The following is a 21,653-nucleotide window of genomic DNA, read 5'->3' as shown; positions in this document are numbered from 1 at the left end:
CCCTACGACAAGGAAAACATCCATGAAAACGCATGCGCTCACCATCGACACGACCGACCCGCAGGCACTGGCAGCCTGGTGGTCGCAGGCCCTGGGCGTCGCGATCGGCAGCGATCATGGCGTGCTGGTCACCCTGGCCACGCCACCGCACCTTCTCCCTCTGCAATTCTTCAAAACCGAGCAGGCGACGACGGGGCGCAACAGGGTGCATCCGGATTTCAGGACGCCGGACCTGGACAAGGAGACCGAACGCCTGGCCGCGCTCGGTGCGAGCGTGGTGCGGCAACACGAGCTGCCGCAGATCCGCTTCACGACCCTGGCCGATCCGGAAGGCAACACCTTCGATCTCATCCAGGAGTGATCGGGCGCGGCGCTCCTCTCCCGCCAATGAGGATGCGACCGAACGGCCCGCTGCCGTGTCCGCGCTGCGTATCGACGGGCTCCGGGTATTGGCGGCAAGGCGTGCGCCTGTCCACCGGCCAGTCGCAGTGGAGACGCTCCAGTGCCACGACGGAGCGATCGGCGCGGCAGCGCCTGCGCATCGCCTCGCGCGCGACACCCGGCGGCAGCGATCGGCCTGCGCAGCCCGTCACGCAAACGGCGCCTCTACCGCGCTGCACAATGGCCTGGCCGCGCAACGGCGTTACAAAGAGTCCCGCGCGATGCCCCCTGCGTCGCGCTGTGCCGGCCGATCCTGCGTTGACCTGCGCTGCACGCGCGGGCCGCCATGCGCACCGGCGCACCGTTGCGAATGAAGAAAGGAGAGATTCTTCATGAAACCCGCCATGCCCCTACCCCTGCGCTTGCTGCCGCTGTCCATCGCCGCCACCCTGCTTGCACCGACGGCGTTGGCGCAGACCGCCACTGCGCCCGACGCGCCCACAACGCAGTCCGATGCCACCACCCTGGATACCGTGGTGGTCAGCGGCACCGCGCGCTTCAAGGGCCTGCGCAAGCGCGACGCCAGCTTCTCGATCACCACCGCCACGCCGGAACAGATCCAGCAGGCGGTGCCGCAGAGCAGCGCCGACCTGCTGAAGATCGTGCCCGGCGTATGGGCCGAGCCCAGCGGCGGCGGTACCGGCGCCAACATCTTCGTGCGCGGCATGCCATCCGAAGGCGATGCGCCGTTCGTCACCTTCCAGCTCGACGGCTCGCCGCTGTTCCCGCCGCCGACGCTGTCGTTCCTGGAAAACTCCACGCTGTTCCGCACCGACGACACCGTCGAGCGCCTGGAAGTGCTGCGCGGCGGCTCCAGCCCGATCTTCTCCAACGGCCAGGCCGGCATCACCGCGAACTTCATCCAGAAGCAGGGCCAGGACGAGCCGGCGGGCAGCGTGCGCCTGACCGGCGGCAGCGACAATCTGCGCCGCATCGACCTGTTCAACAGCGGGCCGATGGGCAACGGCTGGTACTACAGCGTCGGCGGCTTCTTCCGCGAGACCGACGGCGTGCGCGACCCGCAGTTCTCCGCCGACAAGGGCGGCCAGTTCAGCGCCACCCTGAGCAAGCGCTGGGACAGCGGCGACCTGTCGTTCTACGCGCGCCACACCGACGACAACAACGCCTTCTACACCGCGATCCCGCTGCTGTCGCGCAACAACGGCGGCGACCTGTCCAGCTTCCCCGGCCTCGACGCGCAGAGCGGCACCCTGCTCAGCAACGACTTCCGCCACGTCAGCCTGCCGGTCGGCCCGAACGGCGAGACCGTGCAGCGCGACCTGGCCGACGGCCGCGGGGTCAACATCGACGTGTTCGGCGGCGAGCTGAACTGGCAGGCCGGCGACTGGACCATCGCCGACCGCTTCAGCGTGATGGGCGGCACCGCACCGACCTACGCCCTGTTCACCGGCGCTGCGCCGCAGCGCCTGGGCGACTTCATCGCCGGCTACGGCAGCACCGGCAGCGCCACCTACACCAATGGCGGCGGCGCGGTCGATCCGAACCAGCAGGTGCTGGAAGCCGGCTGGTGGTCGGTGGACAAGCGCCTGAACTCCTTCACCAACGACCTGCGCCTGAGCCGCGAGCTGTTCGCCGGCAATACGCTGACGGTGGGCGGCTACTACGCCAAGTACTCCTCCAACGACACCTGGTACCTGGGCAACAGCATGCTGCTGACCGCGCAGAACCATGCGCGGCGCATCGACGTGCGCCTGGACGACGGCCGCCAGCCGACCCGCGACGGCTTCACCAGCACCGCCTTCTTCGCCCTGCGCGCGCACTACGACGGCGAGAACACCGCGGTGTTCGTCGCCGACGAATGGGAACTGGACGAACGCCTGCGCCTGGACCTGGGCGTGCGCTACGAGCGCCAGCGCGTCACCGGCACCGTGCACGACACCGCCACCGTGGACCTGGACGGCGATCCGGCCACGCTCTACGACAACGCCACCTCGATCTCGCTGCCGAGCGCGCGCCGCATCGACCAGGACGACGATGCGCTGTCGTGGACCGCGGGCCTGAACTTCAAGCTCGACGCGCACAACAGCCTGTTCGCGCGGGTCAATTCCGGGGTCAAGTTCCCCGGCTTCGACAACCTGCGCGACGGGCAGACCAAGGTGCAGGAGATCGACCAGTACGAGCTGGGATTGAAGTCCGGCGCGGCCGCCTACGACCTGTACCTGACCGCGTTCTACAACACCTTCAAGAACTCGCCGTTCCAGGCGTTCCTGGCCAACGGCAGCAACTTCACCACGGTCGGCGATTCGCGCGCCTACGGCCTGGAGGTGGAAGGCGCGATCCGCCCGTTCGGCGGCTTCGAGCTGGCCGGCACCGGGGTGTGGCTGGACGCCAAGTACCGCAACTACCGCGAATACACCGGCAACCAGGTGATGCGCCAGCCCAAGCGCCAGTTCCGGCTGACCCCGAGCTACTACTGGATGCTGCCATTCGGCGACCTGCGCGTGTTCGCCACCTACTCCTACATCGGCGAACGCTACGCCGACCTGGCCAACAGCCAGCGCCTGCCGTCCTACGACATGCTCGACGTCGGCGCCAGCCTGCATGCCGGCGAGCACTGGGAGGTCACCGCCAGCGGCAGCAACGTGACCGACGAGCTGGGCCTGACCGAGGGCAACGTGCGCGTGCCCGGCGCCGCCACCGGCGGCGTGTTCATGGGCCGCCCGATCGCCGGCCGCCAGTACCAGGTGTCGGTGGCGTACCGCTGGTAGCGCCCGCGCTTCATTTGCAAGCGTCATGCTGTTGTAGGAGCGGCTTCAGCCACGACAGGCTCCATGGATAGAGCCTGTCGCGGCTGAAGCCGCTCCTACAGAAGAGCCGATGCTGCGCGCTTGCGACATCCCCAACCCCGGCCACATCACCGCCCCGCCACCCACCCTTCGCAATCCCTTCGCGACACCGCTGCGATGCTCGGGCTTGGGCACCTTCACGTGCCCGTGCACCGGTGCCGCGATGGCGGTACCGCGACCCAGGTCGTACCGCCCCTGTTCGCTTGCGCCAGCGCAACGATGCGGCGGTCCCCCAGGCAGGAGAGACCGATGCAGCACGATCCCCACCCTTCCCAGGCCGCGCCCGGCGCCGCCGACGCACCGCGCGATGCCGGGCTGAGCGACGACGAGGCCGCGCTCGCGCGCCGGCTCGGGGTCAGCGGCCTGTCGCGGCGCGAATTCATCGCCCTGCTGTCGGCCGCCGGCCTGAGCGGCGCCGGCGGCCAACTCGTCTTCAGCGACGCCGCCTTCGCCGCGCCGGCTCCCGCCGCGCCGCCGCCGCAGAACGCGCTGCCGGTGGTGCTGCAGGTCAACGGCCAGCGCCACGCGCTGAAGCTGGACCCGCGCACCACCCTGCTGGACGCGCTGCGCGAACACCTTGCGCTGACCGGTACCAAGAAAGGCTGCGACCACGGCCAGTGCGGCGCCTGCACGGTGATCGTCGACGGCGAGCGGCGCCTGGCCTGCCTGACCCTGGCCGCGCAGGCCGAGGACGCGCAGATCACCACCATCGAAGGCCTGGCCGACGGCGAACGGCTGCATCCGATGCAGGCCGCGTTCGTGCAGCACGACGGCTTCCAGTGCGGCTACTGCACGCCCGGGCAGATCTGCTCGGCGGTGGCCCTGCTCAACGAGATCAAGCGCGGCGACGCCAGCCATGTCAGCGCCGATGTCAGCCAGCCGGTCACCGAACTCAGCGACGCGGAAGTGCGCGAACGCATGAGCGGCAACATCTGCCGCTGCGGCGCCTATCCGAAGATCGTGGCCGCGATCCAGGACGTGCACAGCGGCGGCGCGCCGCGCCCGCTGACCTGGCGCTACGTCGACCAGTCCGAACTGACCGCGCTGAAGATGGCGAAGGAGGTGGCCGATGACGCCGTTTAAATACCAGCGCGCCAGCTCCGCGGAGGACGCGGTGCGCCGCGTCGCCGCCAACCCGAACGCGCGCTTCCTCGGCGGCGGCACCAACCTGCTGGACCTGATGAAGGAAGGCGTGACCGGCGCCGACGAGATCGTCGACCTGACCCGGCTCAAGGGCCTGGCCGAGATCGCCGAAACCGCCGACGGCGGCCTGCGCCTGGGCGCGCTGGCCAACAACACCCATACCGCCAACCATCCGCTGGTGCGCCAGCGCTATCCGCTGCTGAGCCAGGCGATCCTGGCCGGGGCGACGATGCAGTTGCGCAACATGGCGACCAACGGCGGCAACCTGCTGCAGCGCACGCGCTGCGGCTATTTCTACGACACCGCCCTGCCCTGCAACAAGCGCGATCCCGGCAGCGGCTGCGGCGCGCGCGAGGGACTCAACCGCACCCATGCGATCTTCGGCCACAGCGACCATTGCGTGGCGGTGCATCCCTCGGACATGTGCGTGGCGCTGGCCGCGCTGGACGCCACGGTGCAGGTGCGCACGCCGGCCGGTGCGCGCCGCGCGATCCCGTTCGCCGAGTTCCACCTGCTGCCCGATGCGCGCGCCGACCTGGACAACCAGCTGGCGCACGGCGAACTGATCGAAGCGATCGTGCTGCCGGCGCAGCGCTTCGCCGCGCACAGCCACTACCTGAAGGTGCGCGACCGCGCCAGCTACGCGTTCGCCCTGGTCTCGGTGGCCGCGGCGCTGGCGCTGGAGCCGGACGGGCGCATCCGCGAGGCGCGCATCGCCATGGGCGGGGTGGCGCACAAGCCGTGGCGCGCCCGCGCCGCCGAACGCGCGCTGGCCGGGCAACGCATCGGCGAGGCCGCCTTCGCCGCCGCCGCGCAGGCGGAGATGGCCGCCGCGCGCCCGCTGGCGCACAACGCCTACAAGGTGCCGATGGGCACGCACGCGATGATCCGCGCCCTGCACCGCGCCAGCGGCAGCGACGACGCGTGAGCGACCAACCGGAGAACCCGCAATGAACTACATCGGCAAGGAAATGCGCCGCGTCGACGGCTACGCCAAGGTCACCGGCAAGGCGCGCTACGCGGCGGAATTCCAGATCCCGCACCTGACCCACGGCTACATCCTCACCAGCACCATCGCCAAGGGCCGCATCGTGCGCATCGACACCCGCGCCGCCGAGGCCGCGCCGGGCGTGATCAAGGTGCTGACCCACCTGAACGCGGTCAAGCCGGTGTCCGACGCGGTCAAGAAGAAAGGCGAAGACCTGTCGTTCCGCGCGCTGGTCGACGACCGCATCCATTTCAGCGCGCAGCCGATCGCGGTGGTGGTCGCCACCACGTTCGAACAGGCGCGGCATGCGTCGCGGCTGATCCAGGTGGAGTACGCGGCGGAAACGCCAAGCACCGATGTCGAAGCGCTGCTCGGCCATGCGCACGATCCGACCCCGGACAAGTCGCCGAAGCCGCGCGGCAACCCGGCCGCGGCGTTCGCCGCGGCCAAGGTCAAGGTGCAGGCCGCGTACACGATGCCGATCGAGCACCACAACCCGATGGAACCGCACGGCGGCATCGGCTACTGGATCGGCGACACGCTGACCGTGATCAACAAGAGCCAGAACGTGCACCAGGATCGCGAGCAGCTGGCCGGCTATTTCGGCATCGCGCCCGAACAGGTCAACGTGGTGTCGCTGTTCGTCGGCGGCGCGTTCGGCTCGTGCCTGCGCCCGAACTACTACACCTTCCTGCTCGGCGCGGTGTCCAGGGCGGTCGGCCGCCCGGTCAAGATCGTCTACACGCGCCGGCAGATGTTCAGCGGCCACGGCTACCGCCCCTACTACCGGGTGGAGCTGGGCCTGGGCGCCGATGCCGCCGGCAAGCTGCAGGCGATCCGCTACCGGCACGTGCTCAACACCTCGCGCATCGAGGCGTTCAACGAGACCTTCTTCCGCAACGCACGCTCGCTGTACGCCTGCCCCAACGTCGAGGACCGTTTCGAAGTGGTCGAAACCGACCTGCCGACGCCGCAGGCGATGCGCGCGCCCGGCACCATCAGCCAGATGTTCGGCATCGAGTGCGCGATGGACGAACTGGCCTACGCGCTGAAGATGGACCCGCTGCAGCTGCGCCTGGCCAACTACGCCGAGACCGATCCGGAGACCGGCAAGCCGTTCTCGAGCAAGGCGCTGCGCGAATGCTACCGGCTCGCCGCCGACACCTTCGGCTGGAGCAAGCGCAATCCCGAACCGCGCTCGATGCGCGACGGCCGCCTGCTGGTCGGCTGGGGCATGGCCACCGGCACCTGGGCGGCGATGCAGATGCCGGCGCTGGCGCGGGTGGTGCTCAAGGCCGACGGCAGCGCCCAGGTCGGCAGCGCCACCGCCGACATCGGCCCCGGCACCTACACGGTGATGACCCTGATCGCCGCCGAGTACCTGGGCCTGGACGCCAGGCGCGTGCAGTTCGAACTCGGCGACACGCGCCTGCCCAAGGCGCCGTCGCAGGGCGGCTCGTGGACCACCGCCAGCGTCGGCAGCGCGATCCACGGCGCGGCGCGCGAGATCCGCGGCAAGCTGCTGGACCTGGCCAGGCAGGACGGGCAAGCCGCGTTCGCCGGGCTGGACGTGGACAAGGTGGAACTGGCCGAGGGCCGGCTGCAGCCGACCGGCAAGCCCGAGGCCGGCCTGGACGTGGCCAGGCTGATGCGCCAGCACGGCTTCCAGGAACTGGAGGTGGTGCACGAGTCCAAGCCCTCGGCCGAGCGCAAGAACTACGCCACCGCCGCGCACGGCGCGCAGTTCATCGAGGTCAAGGTCGATCCGGACACCGGCATGGTGCAGGTGACCCGGGTCATCGAGGCCACCGCCTGCGGCAAGATCATGAATCCGCTGACCTCGCACAGCCAGGAGATCGGCGGCGTGGTGATGGGCATCGGCATGGCGCTGAGCGAAGGCACCGAGGTCGACCATCGCTATGGACGCATGCTCAACGCCTCGCTGGCCGACTACCACGTGCCGGTCAACGCCGACGTGCACCAGATCGAGACCATGTTCGTCGAGGAAGACGACACCATCGTCAACCCGCTCGGGGTCAAGGGCATGGGCGAGCTGGGCATGGTCGGCATTCCCGCGGCCATCGCCAACGCCGTGTTCCATGCCACCGGCAAGCGCATCCGCGAACTGCCGATCACCCCGGACAAGCTGATCGGCTGAGCGCAAGAGCGGTCATCGCCGTGCCGCGCGGTGTCCGCTTATGCCATCGCGCCCACATGCCCTGCAGGAGCGGCTTCAGCCGCGACCGGTTGCCGGATACGCCGGGTCGCGGCTGAAGCCGCTCCTACAAATATCGATCGACCACGACGGCGCGCACAGGACAGTGGCGCTACGGATCCAGCCAGCCGCGCTCCACCGCCGCCAGCACGTCCTGCGGCGTATCCACGTCCAGCGCCAATGCCGGGGCGACGATGCAACCTAGGCTGTCCAGCGCCAGGCTCTCGAACAGCGCGCGCAGGCCTTGATCGCCGGACAGCGGCAGCTCGCGCCAACTGGCCTGCGCCACCACCGCCGGCATGCCGCGCACGCCGGCGTAGGCGCTGACCGCGCAGCCGGACGCGGCACGCGCCGCCGCCTCCAGCAGGTCCTGCAGATGCACGGCCTCCAGCGCCGGTTGGTCGCAGCCGAGCACCAGGCTGTGGCTGATCGACGCATCGTCGCGCACCGCCGCGCGCAGGCAGTCCAGGCTGCCGCCCATGCCGGTGGCCCAGTCCGGATTGCGCACGCATTCCACCGGCAATCCGTCCAGCGCCGGGCGCAGCGCCTCGGCCTGCGCGCCCAGCACCACCACGCAGCGCGCCGGCGCGGTGGCCAGCGCCAGGCGCGCGGCGCGGCGCAGCAGCGGCTCGCCATCGCGGGTCAGCGCCTGCTTGGCATGGCCGAGGCGGCGGCTGGCGCCGGCGGCCAGGATCAACGCGGCGTGGGCCTGGCTCATCGCGCACCACCCTCGGCATGCAAGGGCATCGGCGCCGGCGACACCGCGTCGTCGCTGCGCGGGCGTGGCGGCCTGCCGCGCGCCTGCGGCACGGCGCTGAGCCGGGGCTGCGCGGCGCGGGTGGACTGCAGCTGCGCGGCGATGCTCAGCGCGATCGCCTCCGCGCCGCTGCCGCCCAGCCGCAGCCCGATCGGCGAATGCAGCCGCGGCAGCAGTTGCGCCCGTTGTTGCGGCCCCAGCAGACGGAACAGATCCTCGCGGCGCCGCGCCGGCCCGAGCAGGCCGAGGAACGGGATCGCGCTCGCCGCCAGCGCATCCAGCGCCTCGCGGTCCAGTTCGAAATGGTGGTGCATCACCAGCGCCGCATCGCTGTCGGCGCAGTCGGCCAGCGCGCGGGTCGGCGTGCACGCCAGCGCCAGGTCGGCCAGCGCGGCCTGCGCCGCCCAGCGCGGCCGCTGCTCGACCAGCGTGGTCATCCAGCCCAGTTGCCGCAACAAGGGCAGCAGCAGCGCGGTTTCCGGGCCGGCGCCGAACACGCTGACCCGCGGCGGCGGCGGCACCTGCACCTGGCCGCTGCACGGCGCCGCGCCCGGCGCGGCCTGCCACGGCAAGCGCCACTGCAGCGCCTGCCCGGCGACCGCGGCGGCGATGCCGCCGTCGGCCTGCAGCGCCAGGGTCAGCGCGCCGCGCCGCTGCAGCCATGCCTGCGCCAGCGCCTCGATCCCGGGCAAGGCCAGCAACGGCAGCAGCGCCAGGTGCAGGCGGCCGCGGCAGCCCACCGCCGAACCGGACAGCAGGTCTTCGTCGTCGCGCGTGTCGATCTCCATCCATGCCGGCGTGCCGGTGGCGGCCACGTCCGCCGCGGAACGCGCGATCTCCGGTTCCAGGCAACCGCCGCTGAGCCAGCCCTGCTGCGCGCCGTCGGCGCCGAACAGCGCGACCGCGCCGGCCTGCGCGTAGGTGGAGCCCTCGCGGGCCATCACCACGGCCAGCACGGCAGGCGCGCCGCGCATGCATGCGTCGACGGCATCCTGGAAACAGTGTCTGGCTGCGGACATGCGGCGCCATGGGCTGGGTAGGGAATCCCAGCCTAAGCAGCGGCCTGTGGTGACGAGGTGACTTGGCCGCGCCACAGGCGGCATGCGCCGGCGCCGGCGACGCCGCGCGGTCGCCGCTGGCCGGCAAACCAGCAGGATTATGCAATCGGCGTTGCGCTGCGCCCCGCATCATCTGCGGCGCCGCTTTCGACGCAGGGACCGCAATGGACGCTCACACGACGCTTACCGGCATCGCCGATCCTGTCCGGCGGCGCCTGCTGCTCGGCGCCGCCGCGCTGACCGCCCTGCCCCTGGCAGGCATCGCCGCGCCGGCCCGAAGCGGCTCTTCCCCCACGCCTGCGGCCAGCCCGCGCGCCTCTCAGGACACAGCCATGCCATACATCACCACGCAAGACGGAACCGAGATCTTCTACAAGGACTGGGGCAGCGGCCAACCGGTCGTGTTCCACCACGGCTGGCCGCTCAGCGCCGACGACTGGGACGCGCAGATGCTGTTCTTCGCCGCCCAGGGCTACCGCGTCATCGCCCACGACCGCCGCGGCCATGGCCGTTCCACCCAGACCGCGACCGGCAACGACATGGACACCTACGCCGCCGACGTGGCCGCGCTGGCCAAGCACCTGGACCTGAAGCAGGCGATCCACGTCGGCCATTCCACCGGCGGCGGCGAAGTGGCGCGCTACGTCGCCAGGCACGGCGCCGGCCGCGTGGCCAAGGCGGTGCTGATCGGCGCGGTGCCGCCGATCATGCTCAAGACCGCGAACAACCCGGGCGGCCTGCCGATCGAGGTGTTCGACGGCTTCCGCGCGCAGCTCGCCGCCAACCGCGCGCAGTTCTACCAGGACGTGCCGGTGCCGTTCTACGGCTACAACCGCGACGGCGCCAAGGTCTCGCAGGGGATCAAGGACAACTGGTGGCGGCAGGGCATGATGGGCGGCGCCAAGGCCCACTACGACTGCATCAAGGCGTTCTCGGAAACCGACTTCACCGAGGACCTGAAGCAGATCGAGGTGCCGGTGCTGATCCTGCACGGCGACGACGACCAGATCGTGCCGATCGCCGACTCGGCGCTGCTGTCGGCCAAGCTGGTCAAGCACGCCACGCTGAAGGTCTACAAGGGCTACCCGCACGGCATGTGCACCACCCACCCCGACGAGATCAACCAGGACCTGCTGGCCTTCTTCAAGGCCTGACCCACCGGCCGGCGTGCGCGCAGCGCGTGCGCCGGCCAGCCGCGTACGCCGCTGCGCGCTGCCGTGCGCGGGAGCGGCCGCACCCGCGCTAGTGCAGGTGAAAGCGCTCGAAGCGCTGCAGCGCCGCGTCGATCGCCGTCTTCAGCGCGGGCCGCTGCGGCACCAGCCAGGTCCATTTCTGGATCAGCAGCCTGCCCGCCTGGCGGTCCATCTTCAGGTCGAGCGCGGCGACGATGCGGTCGCCGACCAGCACCGGCAGCGCGAAGTAGCCGAGCACCCGCTGCGCCGCCGGCACGTAGGCCTCGAAGCGATGCTCGTAGCCGAAGAACTGCTGCAGCCGCTTGCGCTGGATCACCAGCGGATCGAACGGGGACAGCAGATGCGCGACGGCGGCGTCCGGCACCGGCGGCGCGTGCTCCAGCAGCGCCGGTTCCGCCCACAGCGCGGCCTGCTCCTGCCCTTGCAGATGCACCGGCAGCAGGCGCCTGGCGGCGACCGCGGCGGCGATCAGCGCGCGTACCGCCGGCTTGGCGCCGGCATTGCCGTAGCAGATCGAATCCACGCCGACGAGGCCTTGTGAGCGCAGCGCGCGTCGCAACAGGTACTGCGCGTGCTGCATGTCGCTGGCCGGGCGCGGACGCCGTGTCCAGCCGAAATGGCGCGCGGCCAGTTCGTAGGTCTTGAGCATGCCGCTGCGCTGGCCGACCACCAGGTCGCCGCTGAAGAAACCGTAACGCAAGGCGGTGCGCGAGGGCTTGCGGCTGCCCCAGGGATGGGTCTTCTCGACCAGCACGTCGTCGTCGATATCGCGGATCGACAACGGCCCGTCGTTGCGGATGCGCCGCAGCAGCCTGGCGTAGTCGGCGGGATCCACCGTGCCGGCCGCATCCGCCTGCGCGCGGTAGCGCGCCATCTGCGCCACGTACATGCGGTAGTCGGCGACCGGCACATAGGCCAGCGCATGCGTCCAGTACTCGAACACCGACTTGTCCTGCGCCTGCGCCTGCTCCAGGTCCTGCCTGCGGTAGGCGGGGATGCGGCTGTACAGCACGTGGTGGTGGCTGCGCTCGATCACGTGGATGGTGTCGATCTGCACGTAGCCCAGGTGCGCGGTGGCCTGGCGTACCGCCTCGGCGCCCGCGCCGAACGGTTCCGGGGTGGTCAGCCGCTGCGCATCCAGCCACAGCGCGCGCGCCCGCGCGGCGGCGATCGGGAACGAGGCGGTGCGTGTGTTCGGCATCGGGACGGCACTCCGGCAAGCGCAAGGCGCCGCAGAGCATAGCAATGCCGGCGATACCCGATCGCGCCTGCGCGCCTTCGTGCGTCGCCGTGCCCGGGCGAGGCGCACCGTCGCTGCGACTGCACGCGCGCCGCGCCATGCGGCGGCAGGCCTTCGACCGATCGGGACATGCCTGCCCGCCTTGCCCGCGAACGCTGGCGACACGCCGCCCATCCCGGCCCACCCGGCGCTTGCCAATTACATGCATATGCACGTATTTTGCCGGGCATGGACGACACCGCTCCCTGCCGCTGCACCTGTTTCCTGCTGCGCCGCGCCGCGCGCCGCACCTCGCAGGTCTACGACCGCGAACTGGGCGCCGTGGGGCTGAGCCTGAACGAGTATTCGATCCTGCGCCGCGCCGGCACCGCGCAACAGCTCGGGGCACTGGCCGAGCGCCTGGGCATGGACCGCAGCACGCTGTCGCGCAATCTCAAGCCGATGCAGGCGGCCGGCTGGATCGAGCAACGCCGCGGCGACGATGCGCGGCAGAAGCTGGTGGTGGTCAGCGCCGCCGGCCGGCGCCTGCTCAAGCGTGCGCTGCCGCACTGGGAGCGCGCGCAGGCGCGGATCGACGCGCTGGCCGGCGATGCCGCCATCGGCGCCCTGCACCGCCAGCTGCGGCAGCTGGAACGCGCGCTGCGCACCGATCGCGAGGACGCCGCGGCATGAGCGCCGCCGCGCCGCACGCGCAGGCCGGCCGCCACTGGGGCCTGCTGATCGTCGCGTCGGCGACGCTGATGCTGACCATGGGCGCGCGCCAGACCACCGGCCTGTTCGTCGAGCCGATCCATCGCAGCAGCGGCGTCGGCATCGCCGCGATCAGCTTCGCGCTGGCGGTCGGCCAGTTCGTGTGGGGCGCGGTGCAGCCGGTGTTCGGCGCCATCGCCGACCAGCGCGGTCCGCTGCCGGTGCTGTGGCTGGGCGGCGTGTTGCTGGCGCTGGGCCTGGGCCTGGCGCCGTGGCTGCCGAGCGAATGGGGCCTGATCGTCAGCCTGGGCCTGCTCGCCGCGGCCGGCGCCGGTGCCGGCAGCTTCTCGGTGCTGATCGGCGCCACCGCGCATCGCCTCGCGCCGGAACAGCGCTCGTTCGCCGCCGGACTGATCAACGCCGGCGGTTCGCTCGGCCAGTTCCTGTTCGCACCGCTGGTGCAATGGATGATCGGCGCCGCCGGCTGGGCGATGGCCATGACCGGCATGGCGGCGCTGTCGCTGCTGACCCTGCCGCTGGCCTGGCCGCTGCGCCGCAAGGGCCAGGCGCAGGTCGCGACCACGACCGCGACGGCGGCCGCGCCCGACGGCGGGCTGCGCGCGCAGCTGCGCATCGCCCTGCGCGACCGCAGCTATTGGTGCCTGCACCTGGGTTTCTTCACCTGCGGCGTGCACATCGCCTTCCTGGTGACGCACCTGCCCGGGGAAATCGCGTTGTGCGGGCTGGCGCCCAGCGTCTCGGCCATCGCCATCGCGCTGATCGGCCTGTTCAATGTCGCCGGCAGCCTGATCGCCGGCAAGCTCGGCGAGCGCGTGCGCATGAAGTGGCTGCTGCTGGCGATGTACGCCAGCCGCGCGGTGCTGATCGCCCTGTACCTGCTCGCGCCGCCGACGCCGCTGACCTTCTACCTGTTCGCTGCCGCGCTCGGCTTCACCTGGTTGGCGACGGTCCCGCCCACCGCCGGCCTGATCGGCAAGCTGTTCGGGCCGCGCTACCTGGGCACGCTGTTCGGCCTGACCCTGCTGTCGCACCAGATCGGCGGCTTCTTCGGCGCCTGGCTCGGCGGCGTGGCGCTGGAGCGCTTCGGCAACTACCAGTGGATGTGGTACGCCGACATGGCCCTGGCCGTGGCCGCAGCGCTGGTCAACCTGCCGATCCGGGAACCGCGGCCGCTGGTGGCCGCGCGGCCCGCCTAAGCCCTGCCGGCGGCAATGCGCCTGCGCGGTGCCGGCGCCGGGTTCGCCTCCGCGCGATAGCCGCGCACGAACAGCGCGACCGCGCTTTCCACGCACTCCGCGCCCGGCCGCTGCGGCACGAACGGCGCGCCGGTCAGCAAGCCGCGCAACACCGACGCGCTGGCGATCAAGCCGAAGAACTGCGCGGACGCCTGCGCCACGTCGGCGATCGCCAGGCTGCCCTGCCGGATCTCGGCGCGCAGGAATCGCTGCATGGCGCGATCGTAGCGCTCGAAACACAGGTCCCAATACGTATCGGCACGCTGCAGCGACAACTGCGTGGACAGCGCGAGCATGCGATGGATCGCCTGCAGCATCGGCGCGGCCGTCATCTGCATGAGGTCGTGCGCCACCGCGGTCAGCCGCAGCTGCAGCGGCCCGCCGCTGGCGAGCAGCGCATCCCAGCGGTCCGGCATCTCGCCCACCATCGCGTCCACGGTGGCACGGAACAACGCGTCCTTGTTGGCGAAATGCGCATAGACGGTGGCCTTGGATACGTCCGCGCAGGCGGCGATGGCGTCCATGTTGGTGTTGTCGAAGCCGTTGCGGGAAAACAGTTGCCGCGCCGCGTGCAGGATCGCGGCGCGCTTCTCGCGCGCGGCGCCGTGGGCGCGCCGCCGCGCCCGCGCGGGCACGGCCGTCTGCGGCGGCATCGCTAGCGGTCCACCGATGCCGTCGCATCCGCGGACGTGGCCATCTCCACCCAGCCGCCGCCCAGCGCCTTGTAGAAGGTCACCAGGTTGGTGAAGCGCGACAGCCGCGTGTTGATCAGGGTCTGCTCGGCGCTGTACAGCGTGCGCTGCGCGTCCAGCGCGCCGAGGTAGCTGTCCACGCCGCGCTCGAAGCGCGCCTGCGACAGCCGGTAGCTGTCGGCGGACGCGTCCACCAGCGCCTGTTGCGCCTGCAGCTGGCGGCCCAGCGTGTTGCGCTCGGCCAGCGCATCGGAGACCTCGCGGAACGCGGTCTGGATCGCCTTCTCGTAGTTGGCCACGTCGATGTCGCGCTGCACCTTGGCCACGTCGAGGTTGGCGCGGTTGCGGCCGCCGTCGAAGATCGGCAGCGAGATGCTGGGCGCGAAGCTCCAGCTGCCGGAGCCGCCCTTGAACAGGCCGGACAGGCCGGCGCTGGCGCTGCCCGCCGACGCGGTGAGGCTGATGCTCGGATAGAACGCGGCGCGCGCGGCGCCGATGTTGGCGTTCGCCGCCTGCAGGGTGCGCTCGGCCTCCAGGATGTCCGGGCGCCGTTGCAGCAGTTCCGACGGCAACCCGGCCGGAATGCCGGCCAACACGTTGGCGTCGGCGCTGGCGCTGTCCGGCAGCGCGGTCGGCAGCAGTTCGCCCGGCACCTCGGTGCCGGCCAGCAGGCGCAGCGCATTGCGGTCCTGCGCCACCTGCGCGGTGTAGCGCTCCACGTCCACCCGCGCGCTTTCCACCGTGGTCTGCGCCTGCCGCAAGGTCAGCGCCGAGGCCGCACCGAGTTCGAAACTGCGCTGCTGCAGCCGATAGCTCTCGCCCTGGCTGGTCAGCGTGTCCTGCGCCAGGCGCAGCAGGTCCTGGTCGGCGGCCAGGGTCAGGTAGGCGGTGGCCACCTGCGCGACCAGGCTGATGTGGGTGCTGCGCTGCGCCTCGGTGGTGGACAGGAACTGCTGCAGCGCCTGTTCCTTGAGGCTGCGCACGCGGCCGAACAGGTCCAGCTCGTAGGCGCTGATGCCGAGCGTGGCGCTGTAGCTGTGCGCCACCAGCGGTTGCCCGGTGCCGGACAGGTCGCCCGGGGTGCGCGAGCCGCTGCCGCTGCCGCCCAGGTCCACGCCCGGCGCCAGGTCGGCGCGCTGCACCCGGTACTGCGCCCAGGCCTGGTCGATATTGAGCGCGGCCACGCGCAGGTCGCGGTTGTTGTCCAGCGCCAGCTCGATCACCTGCTGCAGCTTGGGATCGGTGAACACCGCGCGCCAGCCGATGTCGGCGACGGGCACGCTGCCGGCCTGCGCATCGGCCGGCGCGGCGCCGTCGAACTGCGCCGGCACCGGCGCCGCCGGGCGTTCGTAGGCCGGCATCAGGCTGCAGCCGGCGAGCGCGGCGGACACCGCCAGCGCCAGTGCGGAAGACAGGGAACGGGACATGTCAGGCTCCTTCCGCGACGCGCGCGGCGGACGGGTCGTCGGGCGTGCCGGCGCGGCGCTTGAACAGGCCGCACACCAGCACGAAGAACAGCGGCACGAAGAAGATCGCCAGGACCGTGCCCGACAGCATGCCGCCGATCACCGCGGTGCCCAGCGCATGCTGCGCGCCGGCGCCGGCGCCGCTGCCCAAGACCAGCGGCACCACGCCGAGGATGAACGCCAGCGAGGTCATCAGGATCGGCCGCAGGCGCATCCGCGCCGCTTCCAGCGCCGACTCCACCAGGCTCTTGCCGCTCTCGTGCAGTTCGCGGGCGAATTCCACGATCAGGATCGCGTTCTTCGACGCCAGGCCGATCGTGGTCAGCAGGCCCACCTGGAAGTACACGTCGTTCATCTTCCAGGTCAGCACCGCGCCGAGCAGCGCGCCGAGCACGCCCAGCGGCACCACCAGGATCACCGCGAACGGGATCGCCCAGCTTTCGTACAGCGCGGCCAGGCACAGGAACACGATCAGGATCGACAGGCCGTACAGCAGGCCGGTCTGGCCGCTGGACGCCTTCTCCTGCCGCGACAGGCCGGTCCACTCGTAGCCGATGCCCGGCGGCAGCTTGGCCGCCGCGGCCTCGACGATGGCCAGGGCTTCGCCGCTGGACGCCGCGCCCGGCATCGCCATGCCCAGGATCTCCACCGACGGCACGCTGTTGTAGCGCTCCAGCCGCGGCGAACCCATGCTCCAGCTGGCGTTGGCGAAGGAATTGAACGCGACCATGGTGCCGGCGCTGTTGCGCACGTACCAGCGGTCGATGTCCTCCGGCAGCATGCGGTACGGCGCATCGGCCTGCAGCATCACCTTCTTGACCCGGCCCTTGTCGATGAAGTCGTTGACGTAGGTGCTGCCCCAGGCGCTGGAGAACGTGCTGTTGATGTCGGAGATCGACAGGCCCAGCGTCTCCGCCTTGTGCGGATCGATGTCCAGCTTGAACTCGGGCGTGTCCTCCTGCCCGTTCGGGCGCACCGCGACCAGCCGCTTGTCCTGCGACAGCTCGGCCAGCAACTGGTTGCGCGCCTGCATCAGCGCGGCGTGGCCGAGGTTGGCGCGGTCCTGCAGCATCAGGTCGAAGCCGGTGGCGTTGCCCAGTTCCGACACCGCCGGCGGCGCGAACGCGAACACCTTGGCGTCGCGGATGCCGGCGAAGAACTTGCCGGCCTTGGCCGCCACCTCGGTCACGCTCTGGCCCTTGCCGGTGCGTTCGTCCCACGGCCGCAGCTTGACGAAGGCGAAGCCCACGTTCTGCCCGCTGCCGGCGAAGCTGAAGCCGGACACGGCGAAGATGCCGGCGACCGAATCCTTCTGCTCGACCAGGAAATGCTGCTCGACCTGGCGGATCACCGCGTCGGTGCGCGCCGCGGTGGCGCCCGGCGGCAACTGCACCAGGGCGAACAGCGTGCCCTGGTCCTCGTCGGGCAGGAACCCGACCGGCAGCTTCATGAAGCCGACCACCACCAGCGCCAGCAGCACCGCATAGGCGATCATGTAGCGCCAGCCCTTGCCCAGCATGTGCCGCACGATGCCCTGGTAGCGGCCGTTGCCGCGGTCGAACACGCGGTTGAACCAGCCGAAGAAACCGGTGGTGGCCATGCCGTGCTGCTTGGCCGGCTTGAGCAAGGTGGCGCACAGCGCCGGGGTCAGCACCATCGCCACCAGCACCGACAGCGTCATCGCCGCGACGATGGTGATCGAGAACTGCCGGTAGATCACCCCGGTGGAACCGCCGAAGAACGCCATCGGCACGAACACCGCGGCCAGCACCAGGGCCACGCCGACCAGCGCGCCGGTGATCTGCCCCATCGACTTGCGCGTGGCCTCCTTGGGCGGCAGCTGTTCCTCGTTCATCACTCGCTCGACGTTCTCCACCACCACGATGGCGTCGTCCACCAGCAGGCCGATCGCCAGCACCATCGCGAACAGGGTCAGCGTGTTGATGGTGAAGCCGAACACGGCCAGCACGCCGAAGGTGCCCAGCAGCACCACCGGCACGGCGATGGTCGGGATCAGCGTGGCGCGGAAGTTCTGCAGGAACAGGTACATCACCAGGAACACCAGCACCACCGCCTCGATCAGGGTGCGCACCACCTCTTCGATCGAGATGCGCACGAACGGCGTGGTGTCGTACGGCTTCTGCACCTTCATGCCGGGCGGGAAGAACTTCTCCTGCTCGGCCATGCTGGCGTCGATCGCCTTGACCGTGTCCAGCGCGTTGGCGCCGGTGGCGAGCTTGATCGCCAGGCCGGCGGCGGGCTTGCCGTTGTAGCGGCCGACGGTGTTGTAGCTCTCGCTGCCCAGCTCGATCCGGGCCACGTCGCGCAGGCGCACCTGCGAGCCGTCGGACTGCGTGCGCAGCAGGATGTCCTCGAACTCGGCGGCGGTCTTCAGCCGCGTCTGCGCGGTGATGGTGGCGTTGAGCTGCTGGTTGGCGGCGGCCGGCAAGGCGCCGAGCTGGCCTGCCGAGACCTGCGCGTTCTGCGCCTGGATCGCGGTCTTCACATCCAGCGGGGTCAGGCTGAAATTGCTCAGCTTGTTCGGGTCCAGCCAGATCCGCATCGCGTACTGCGAGCCGAACAGGGTGGTGTCGCCGACGCCTTCGACGCGGCTGATCGCTTCCTGCACGTTGGCGGCCACGTAGTCGGACAGGTCCGAGTCGCTCATGCTGCCGTCTTCGGAGGTGAAGGCCAGCACGTTGAGGAAGTTGGTCGCCGACTTGGTCACGGTCACGCCCTGCTGCTGCACTTCTTGCGGCAGCAGCGGCGTGGCCAGCGACAGCTTGTTCTGCACCTGCACCTGCGCGGTGTCCGGATCGGTGCCGTTGTCGAAGGTCAGGGTGATGGTGACCTGGCCACTGGACTCGCTGGTGGAGGCCATGTAGCTCAGGTGGTCCAGGCCCTTCATCTTCTGCTCGATGACCTGGGTGACGGTGTCCTCGAGGGTCTTGGCCGAGGCGCCGGGGTAGTTGGCGGTGATCGCCACGGCCGGCGGGGCGATGCTCGGGTATTGCGCGATGGGCAGGGTGACGACGGAGAGGATGCCGGCCAGCATCACGATGATGGCCAGCACCCAGGCGAAGATCGGGCGATCGATGAAGAAGCGTGCCATGACGGTGGACGCCCTCAGTTCGCCGCGCGCGGCGTGGCCGCGGCGGCAGCGGGCGCGGCAGCCGCGGGCGCCGCGTTCGCGGCCTTGGGCTGCCACGGCACGGTCTTGACCGTCGCCCCGGGCTGCGCCCGCGACAGGCCGTCGACCACCAGCTGCTCGCCGGGCTTGAGCCCGCTGCGCACCAGCCACTGGTCGCCGACCGTGCGATCGGTCTCCAGCACCCGCAGCTGCAGCTTGTGGTCGGCGCCGACCACGTACGCGGTCGGCTTGCCCGCGCCGTTGCGCGACACCGCCTGCTGCGGCACCAGGATCGCCTGGTCCTTGGTCCCCTCCTGCAGCACCGCGCGCACGTACATGCCGGGCAACAGGTCAGCGTTGGGATTGGGGAACACCGCGCGCACGGTGATGGAGCCGGTGTTCTGGTCGACGGTGACGTCGGAGAACTCCAGCCGTCCCTGCAACGGATACGGGCTGCCGTCCTCCAGCAGCAGCGACACCTTGGCCGCGGTGGCGTCGGCCTTTTCCAGCTCGCCGCTGGCCAGCGCCTGCTTGAGCCGCAGCAGCGAGGCGCTGGGCTGGGTGACGTCGACGTAGATCGGGTCCAGCTGCTGGATCGTGGCCAGCGCCGTGGACTGGCTGGCGGTGACGAGCGCGCCGGCGGTCACGCTGGACTTGCCGATGCGCCCGGAAATCGGCGCATCCACCCGCGCATAGGCCAGGTTGATGCGCGCGCTCTCCACGTTGGCCTTGGCCGCGGCGACGTCGGCCTCGGCCTGGCCCAGCGCGGCGTCGGCATCGTCGTTGTCCTGCTTGCTGATCGCCGAGACCTTGACCAGTTCGCGGTAGCGCTCGGCCTTCAGCCGCGCGGTGCGCAGCGTGGCCTGGGCCTTGCCCAGCGCGGCCACGTAGCTGTCGTAGGTGGCGCGATAGGTGGCCGGATCGATCTGGTACAGCGTCTCGCCGGCCTTGACCTCGCCGCCTTCGCGGAACTTGCGCGCCTGGATGATGCCGTTCACCTGCGGCCGCACGTCGGCGATCAGGTACGGCAGCGTGCGCCCGGGCAGTTCGGTGGTCAGCGCGACCGGCCGGGTGGCGACGGTGAGCACGCCCATCTCCGGCGTGCCCTCCTGCGGCGGCGGGCCGCCCGGGGGCGAACCGCACGCGCTCAGCAGCAGGGTGGCCGCCACGGCCAGGGCCAGCGGTAGACGAGAGGACAGGACAGGGCGCACGGGAGGATCTCCGGATGGGAACGCAGGCAGGCGGGAGGAAAGGTAAACGGTACGGTTCGGTATACTATTCCTGCGATCTGGCGTCGTCAATCATTTCTGCCCTCCCGGTATACTTAAGCGCCCTTGCCCACGGCAGAGCGATGCGCGTCAGGACCGAAGCCAAACGCGAGGCGATCGTCGAGGCGGCCGCCGAGGTGTTCCTGGAGGCCGGCTTCGAGGGCGCCTCGATGACCCAGATCGCCACCCGCGCCGGCAGCTCCAAACGCACCCTGTACGGCTATTTCCCGTCCAAGGAGGAGCTGTTCGTGGCGGTGGCGCACAGCGTGGCGATCCAGTTCATGGATCCGATCCTGGCCGCGCTGACCCAGTCCACGGACGATCTGCCGACCGCGTTGCAGCGCATGGGCGAGGACACCCTGGCGTTCCTGTGCTCGGCGCAGTCGGTGCAGGTGTGGCAGACCATCATCGGCGTGTCCGGCCGCTCGGACATCGGCCTGCTGTTCTTCGAGAGCGGCCCGGACCACGGCATGCACCGCCTGGGCGTGTTCCTGCAGACGCAGATGGACCTGGGCCGCCTGCGCCGCGCCGACCCGACCATCGCCGCCCGCCACCTGGCCGGGCTGCTCGAAGCGGAAACGCTGATGCCGTGCCTGTTCGGCGCACTGAAGAACCCTTCGCCGGGCTACCTGCGCGAGGCGACGCGCCGCGCGCTGCAGGTGTTCTTCGGGGGCTATGGGGCTTAGCTGGGAATTCGCAGCCAGAGGTGCACGGGTAGGAGCGGCTTCAGCCGCGACAGGCTCCATCGGCAATACCTGTCGCGGCTGAAGCCGCTCCTACAGGTCGATCGCAATCGCACACCCTCTCCCCCGCAACTGCACCACTCACTCCCCGCGGTACTGGCTCTCCGACACAGGCTCCAGCCAGGTCACCGGCGAGCCGTCCACCGCTTCGGCGATGGCGATGTGGGTCATCGCCACCTGCGCGCTGGCGCCGTGCCAGTGCTTGACCCCCGGCGGGATCCACACGATGTCGCCGGGGCGGATCTCCTGCGCCGGCTTGCCCCATTCCTGCACGCGGCCGACGCCGGCGGTGACGATCAGGGTCTGGCCCAGCGGATGGGTGTGCCAGGCAGTGCGCGCGCCCGGTTCGAAAGTGACCGTGGCGCCACCGATCCGCGCTGGCGCCTCGCCCTGGAACGGCGCATCGATGCGCACCGTGCCGGTGAAATAGGCCGCCGGCCCCACAGCCGACGCGGTGCTGCCGGCACGGCTGACCCTGATCGGCCTGGCCTCGGCGTCGGGAACCGCAGCGGCCATCATCGACAGCGACATGGCGGTGGCGAACAGGTCCATCGGCGTCTCCTTGC

The 21,653-nt window shown here is 70.7% G+C and carries 17 protein-coding genes; 9 read left to right on the top strand and 8 right to left on the bottom strand.

Annotated features, from left to right (window positions below; all coding sequences use genetic code 11):
* The first annotated feature begins 22 nt into the window (after positions 1 to 22).
* The 5 genes from AB3X10_RS07970 (at position 23) to AB3X10_RS07950 (ending at position 7,537) form a co-directional block, all read left to right on the top strand.
* On the top strand, positions 23 to 361 hold the full coding sequence (locus AB3X10_RS07970; RefSeq protein WP_369980549.1) for a VOC family protein: 339 nt from the start codon (positions 23 to 25) through the stop codon (positions 359 to 361).
* Positions 362 to 785: 424 nt separating this feature from the next.
* Positions 786 to 3,170 (top strand): TonB-dependent receptor, encoded by a 2,385-nt coding sequence (locus AB3X10_RS07965; RefSeq protein WP_369980547.1) that lies wholly within the window; start codon positions 786 to 788, stop codon positions 3,168 to 3,170.
* Positions 3,171 to 3,497: 327 nt separating this feature from the next.
* Positions 3,498 to 4,331 carry a 2Fe-2S iron-sulfur cluster-binding protein gene (locus AB3X10_RS07960; protein WP_369980545.1) on the top strand — a complete coding sequence of 278 codons (834 nt, stop codon included), beginning with the start codon at positions 3,498 to 3,500 and terminating at the stop codon, positions 4,329 to 4,331.
* Positions 4,318 to 5,319 carry an FAD binding domain-containing protein gene (locus AB3X10_RS07955; protein ID WP_369980544.1) on the top strand — a complete coding sequence of 334 codons (1,002 nt, stop codon included), beginning with the start codon at positions 4,318 to 4,320 and terminating at the stop codon, positions 5,317 to 5,319. The genes AB3X10_RS07960 and AB3X10_RS07955 overlap by 14 nt, the downstream gene beginning before the upstream one ends.
* A 22-nt stretch (positions 5,320 to 5,341) precedes the next feature.
* Positions 5,342 to 7,537 carry a xanthine dehydrogenase family protein molybdopterin-binding subunit gene (locus tag AB3X10_RS07950; protein ID WP_369980542.1) on the top strand — a complete coding sequence of 732 codons (2,196 nt, stop codon included), beginning with the start codon at positions 5,342 to 5,344 and terminating at the stop codon, positions 7,535 to 7,537.
* Positions 7,538 to 7,706: 169 nt separating this feature from the next.
* On the opposite strand, the gene AB3X10_RS07945 is transcribed toward AB3X10_RS07950, so the two are convergent.
* On the bottom strand, positions 7,707 to 8,312 hold the full coding sequence (locus AB3X10_RS07945) for a nucleotidyltransferase family protein (protein ID WP_369980540.1): 606 nt from the start codon (positions 8,310 to 8,312) through the stop codon (positions 7,707 to 7,709).
* Positions 8,309 to 9,370, bottom strand: coding sequence for an XdhC family protein (locus tag AB3X10_RS07940; RefSeq protein WP_369980539.1), 1,062 nt, complete (start codon positions 9,368 to 9,370; stop codon positions 8,309 to 8,311). Before AB3X10_RS07940 ends, AB3X10_RS07945 begins: the two co-directional genes overlap by 4 nt.
* A gap of 371 nt (positions 9,371 to 9,741) precedes the next feature.
* On the opposite strand from AB3X10_RS07940, the gene AB3X10_RS07935 reads away from it, so the two are divergent.
* On the top strand, positions 9,742 to 10,563 hold the full coding sequence (locus tag AB3X10_RS07935; RefSeq protein WP_369980537.1) for an alpha/beta fold hydrolase: 822 nt from the start codon (positions 9,742 to 9,744) through the stop codon (positions 10,561 to 10,563).
* Between the two features lie 88 nt (positions 10,564 to 10,651).
* On the opposite strand, the gene AB3X10_RS07930 is transcribed toward AB3X10_RS07935, so the two are convergent.
* Positions 10,652 to 11,803, bottom strand: a complete 1,152-nt coding sequence (locus AB3X10_RS07930; protein ID WP_369980535.1) for a winged helix-turn-helix domain-containing protein — start codon at positions 11,801 to 11,803, stop codon at positions 10,652 to 10,654.
* A 267-nt stretch (positions 11,804 to 12,070) separates the two neighbouring features.
* Between AB3X10_RS07930 and AB3X10_RS07925 the strand changes: the two genes are divergently transcribed.
* A complete protein-coding gene (locus AB3X10_RS07925; RefSeq protein ID WP_369980533.1) occupies positions 12,071 to 12,514 on the top strand; it encodes a MarR family winged helix-turn-helix transcriptional regulator in 444 nt (147 codons plus the stop codon).
* A complete protein-coding gene (locus AB3X10_RS07920) occupies positions 12,511 to 13,749 on the top strand; it encodes an MFS transporter (RefSeq protein WP_369980531.1) in 1,239 nt (412 codons plus the stop codon). Before AB3X10_RS07925 ends, AB3X10_RS07920 begins: the two co-directional genes overlap by 4 nt.
* Here the strand turns inward: AB3X10_RS07920 and AB3X10_RS07915 are convergent.
* From AB3X10_RS07915 to AB3X10_RS07900, 4 genes are read right to left on the bottom strand one after another with little or no spacing between them, the layout of a single operon-like run.
* Positions 13,746 to 14,441 carry a TetR/AcrR family transcriptional regulator gene (locus AB3X10_RS07915; RefSeq protein WP_369980529.1) on the bottom strand — a complete coding sequence of 232 codons (696 nt, stop codon included), beginning with the start codon at positions 14,439 to 14,441 and terminating at the stop codon, positions 13,746 to 13,748. The two genes, AB3X10_RS07920 and AB3X10_RS07915, sit on opposite strands and share 4 nt — an antisense overlap.
* A 2-nt stretch (positions 14,442 to 14,443) precedes the next feature.
* On the bottom strand, positions 14,444 to 15,907 hold the full coding sequence (gene adeC, locus AB3X10_RS07910; RefSeq protein WP_369980527.1) for an AdeC/AdeK/OprM family multidrug efflux complex outer membrane factor: 1,464 nt from the start codon (positions 15,905 to 15,907) through the stop codon (positions 14,444 to 14,446).
* A gap of 1 nt (position 15,908) precedes the next feature.
* The gene (locus AB3X10_RS07905) at positions 15,909 to 19,058 is read right to left on the bottom strand and encodes an efflux RND transporter permease subunit (RefSeq protein ID WP_369980525.1); all 3,150 of its coding nucleotides are present in this window, start codon (positions 19,056 to 19,058) and stop codon (positions 15,909 to 15,911) included.
* 14 nt (positions 19,059 to 19,072) lie between these two features.
* A complete protein-coding gene (locus tag AB3X10_RS07900; RefSeq protein WP_369980523.1) occupies positions 19,073 to 20,287 on the bottom strand; it encodes an efflux RND transporter periplasmic adaptor subunit in 1,215 nt (404 codons plus the stop codon).
* Positions 20,288 to 20,427: 140 nt separating this feature from the next.
* On the opposite strand from AB3X10_RS07900, the gene AB3X10_RS07895 reads away from it, so the two are divergent.
* Positions 20,428 to 21,030: a TetR/AcrR family transcriptional regulator gene (locus AB3X10_RS07895; RefSeq protein WP_369980521.1), complete on the top strand. Its 603-nt coding sequence runs from the start codon at positions 20,428 to 20,430 to the stop codon at positions 21,028 to 21,030.
* 138 nt (positions 21,031 to 21,168) lie between these two features.
* Here AB3X10_RS07895 and AB3X10_RS07890 read toward each other — a convergent pair whose 3' ends face one another.
* Entirely contained in the window at positions 21,169 to 21,639 is a 471-nt protein-coding gene (locus AB3X10_RS07890) for a cupin domain-containing protein (protein ID WP_369980519.1), read from the bottom strand.
* Positions 21,640 to 21,653: the final 14 nt, after the last annotated feature.

This window comes from Xanthomonas sp. DAR 80977, from assembly GCF_041240605.1.
GTDB lineage: Bacteria > Pseudomonadota > Gammaproteobacteria > Xanthomonadales > Xanthomonadaceae > Xanthomonas_A > Xanthomonas_A bundabergensis.
Note: the sequence above shows the minus strand (reverse complement) of the source record. Positions and strands in the feature narration are given on the sequence as shown.

What these genes read in the sequence shown, in the direction of transcription:
- AB3X10_RS07970 (WP_369980549.1), top strand. Translation starts at nt 23, where the DNA reads ATGAAAACGCATGCGCTCACCATCGACACGACCGACCCGCAGGCACTG.
- AB3X10_RS07965 (WP_369980547.1), top strand. Translation starts at nt 786, where the DNA reads ATGCCCCTACCCCTGCGCTTGCTGCCGCTGTCCATCGCCGCCACCCTG.
- AB3X10_RS07960 (WP_369980545.1), top strand. Translation starts at nt 3,498, where the DNA reads ATGCAGCACGATCCCCACCCTTCCCAGGCCGCGCCCGGCGCCGCCGAC.
- AB3X10_RS07955 (WP_369980544.1), top strand. Translation starts at nt 4,318, where the DNA reads ATGACGCCGTTTAAATACCAGCGCGCCAGCTCCGCGGAGGACGCGGTG.
- AB3X10_RS07950 (WP_369980542.1), top strand. Translation starts at nt 5,342, where the DNA reads ATGAACTACATCGGCAAGGAAATGCGCCGCGTCGACGGCTACGCCAAG.
- AB3X10_RS07945 (WP_369980540.1), bottom strand. Translation starts at nt 8,312, where the DNA reads ATGAGCCAGGCCCACGCCGCGTTGATCCTGGCCGCCGGCGCCAGCCGC.
- AB3X10_RS07940 (WP_369980539.1), bottom strand. Translation starts at nt 9,370, where the DNA reads ATGTCCGCAGCCAGACACTGTTTCCAGGATGCCGTCGACGCATGCATG.
- AB3X10_RS07935 (WP_369980537.1), top strand. Translation starts at nt 9,742, where the DNA reads ATGCCATACATCACCACGCAAGACGGAACCGAGATCTTCTACAAGGAC.
- AB3X10_RS07930 (WP_369980535.1), bottom strand. Translation starts at nt 11,803, where the DNA reads ATGCCGAACACACGCACCGCCTCGTTCCCGATCGCCGCCGCGCGGGCG.
- AB3X10_RS07925 (WP_369980533.1), top strand. Translation starts at nt 12,071, where the DNA reads ATGGACGACACCGCTCCCTGCCGCTGCACCTGTTTCCTGCTGCGCCGC.
- AB3X10_RS07920 (WP_369980531.1), top strand. Translation starts at nt 12,511, where the DNA reads ATGAGCGCCGCCGCGCCGCACGCGCAGGCCGGCCGCCACTGGGGCCTG.
- AB3X10_RS07915 (WP_369980529.1), bottom strand. Translation starts at nt 14,441, where the DNA reads ATGCCGCCGCAGACGGCCGTGCCCGCGCGGGCGCGGCGGCGCGCCCAC.
- adeC (WP_369980527.1), bottom strand. Translation starts at nt 15,907, where the DNA reads ATGTCCCGTTCCCTGTCTTCCGCACTGGCGCTGGCGGTGTCCGCCGCG.
- AB3X10_RS07905 (WP_369980525.1), bottom strand. Translation starts at nt 19,058, where the DNA reads ATGGCACGCTTCTTCATCGATCGCCCGATCTTCGCCTGGGTGCTGGCC.
- AB3X10_RS07895 (WP_369980521.1), top strand. Translation starts at nt 20,428, where the DNA reads ATGCGCGTCAGGACCGAAGCCAAACGCGAGGCGATCGTCGAGGCGGCC.
- AB3X10_RS07890 (WP_369980519.1), bottom strand. Translation starts at nt 21,639, where the DNA reads ATGGACCTGTTCGCCACCGCCATGTCGCTGTCGATGATGGCCGCTGCG.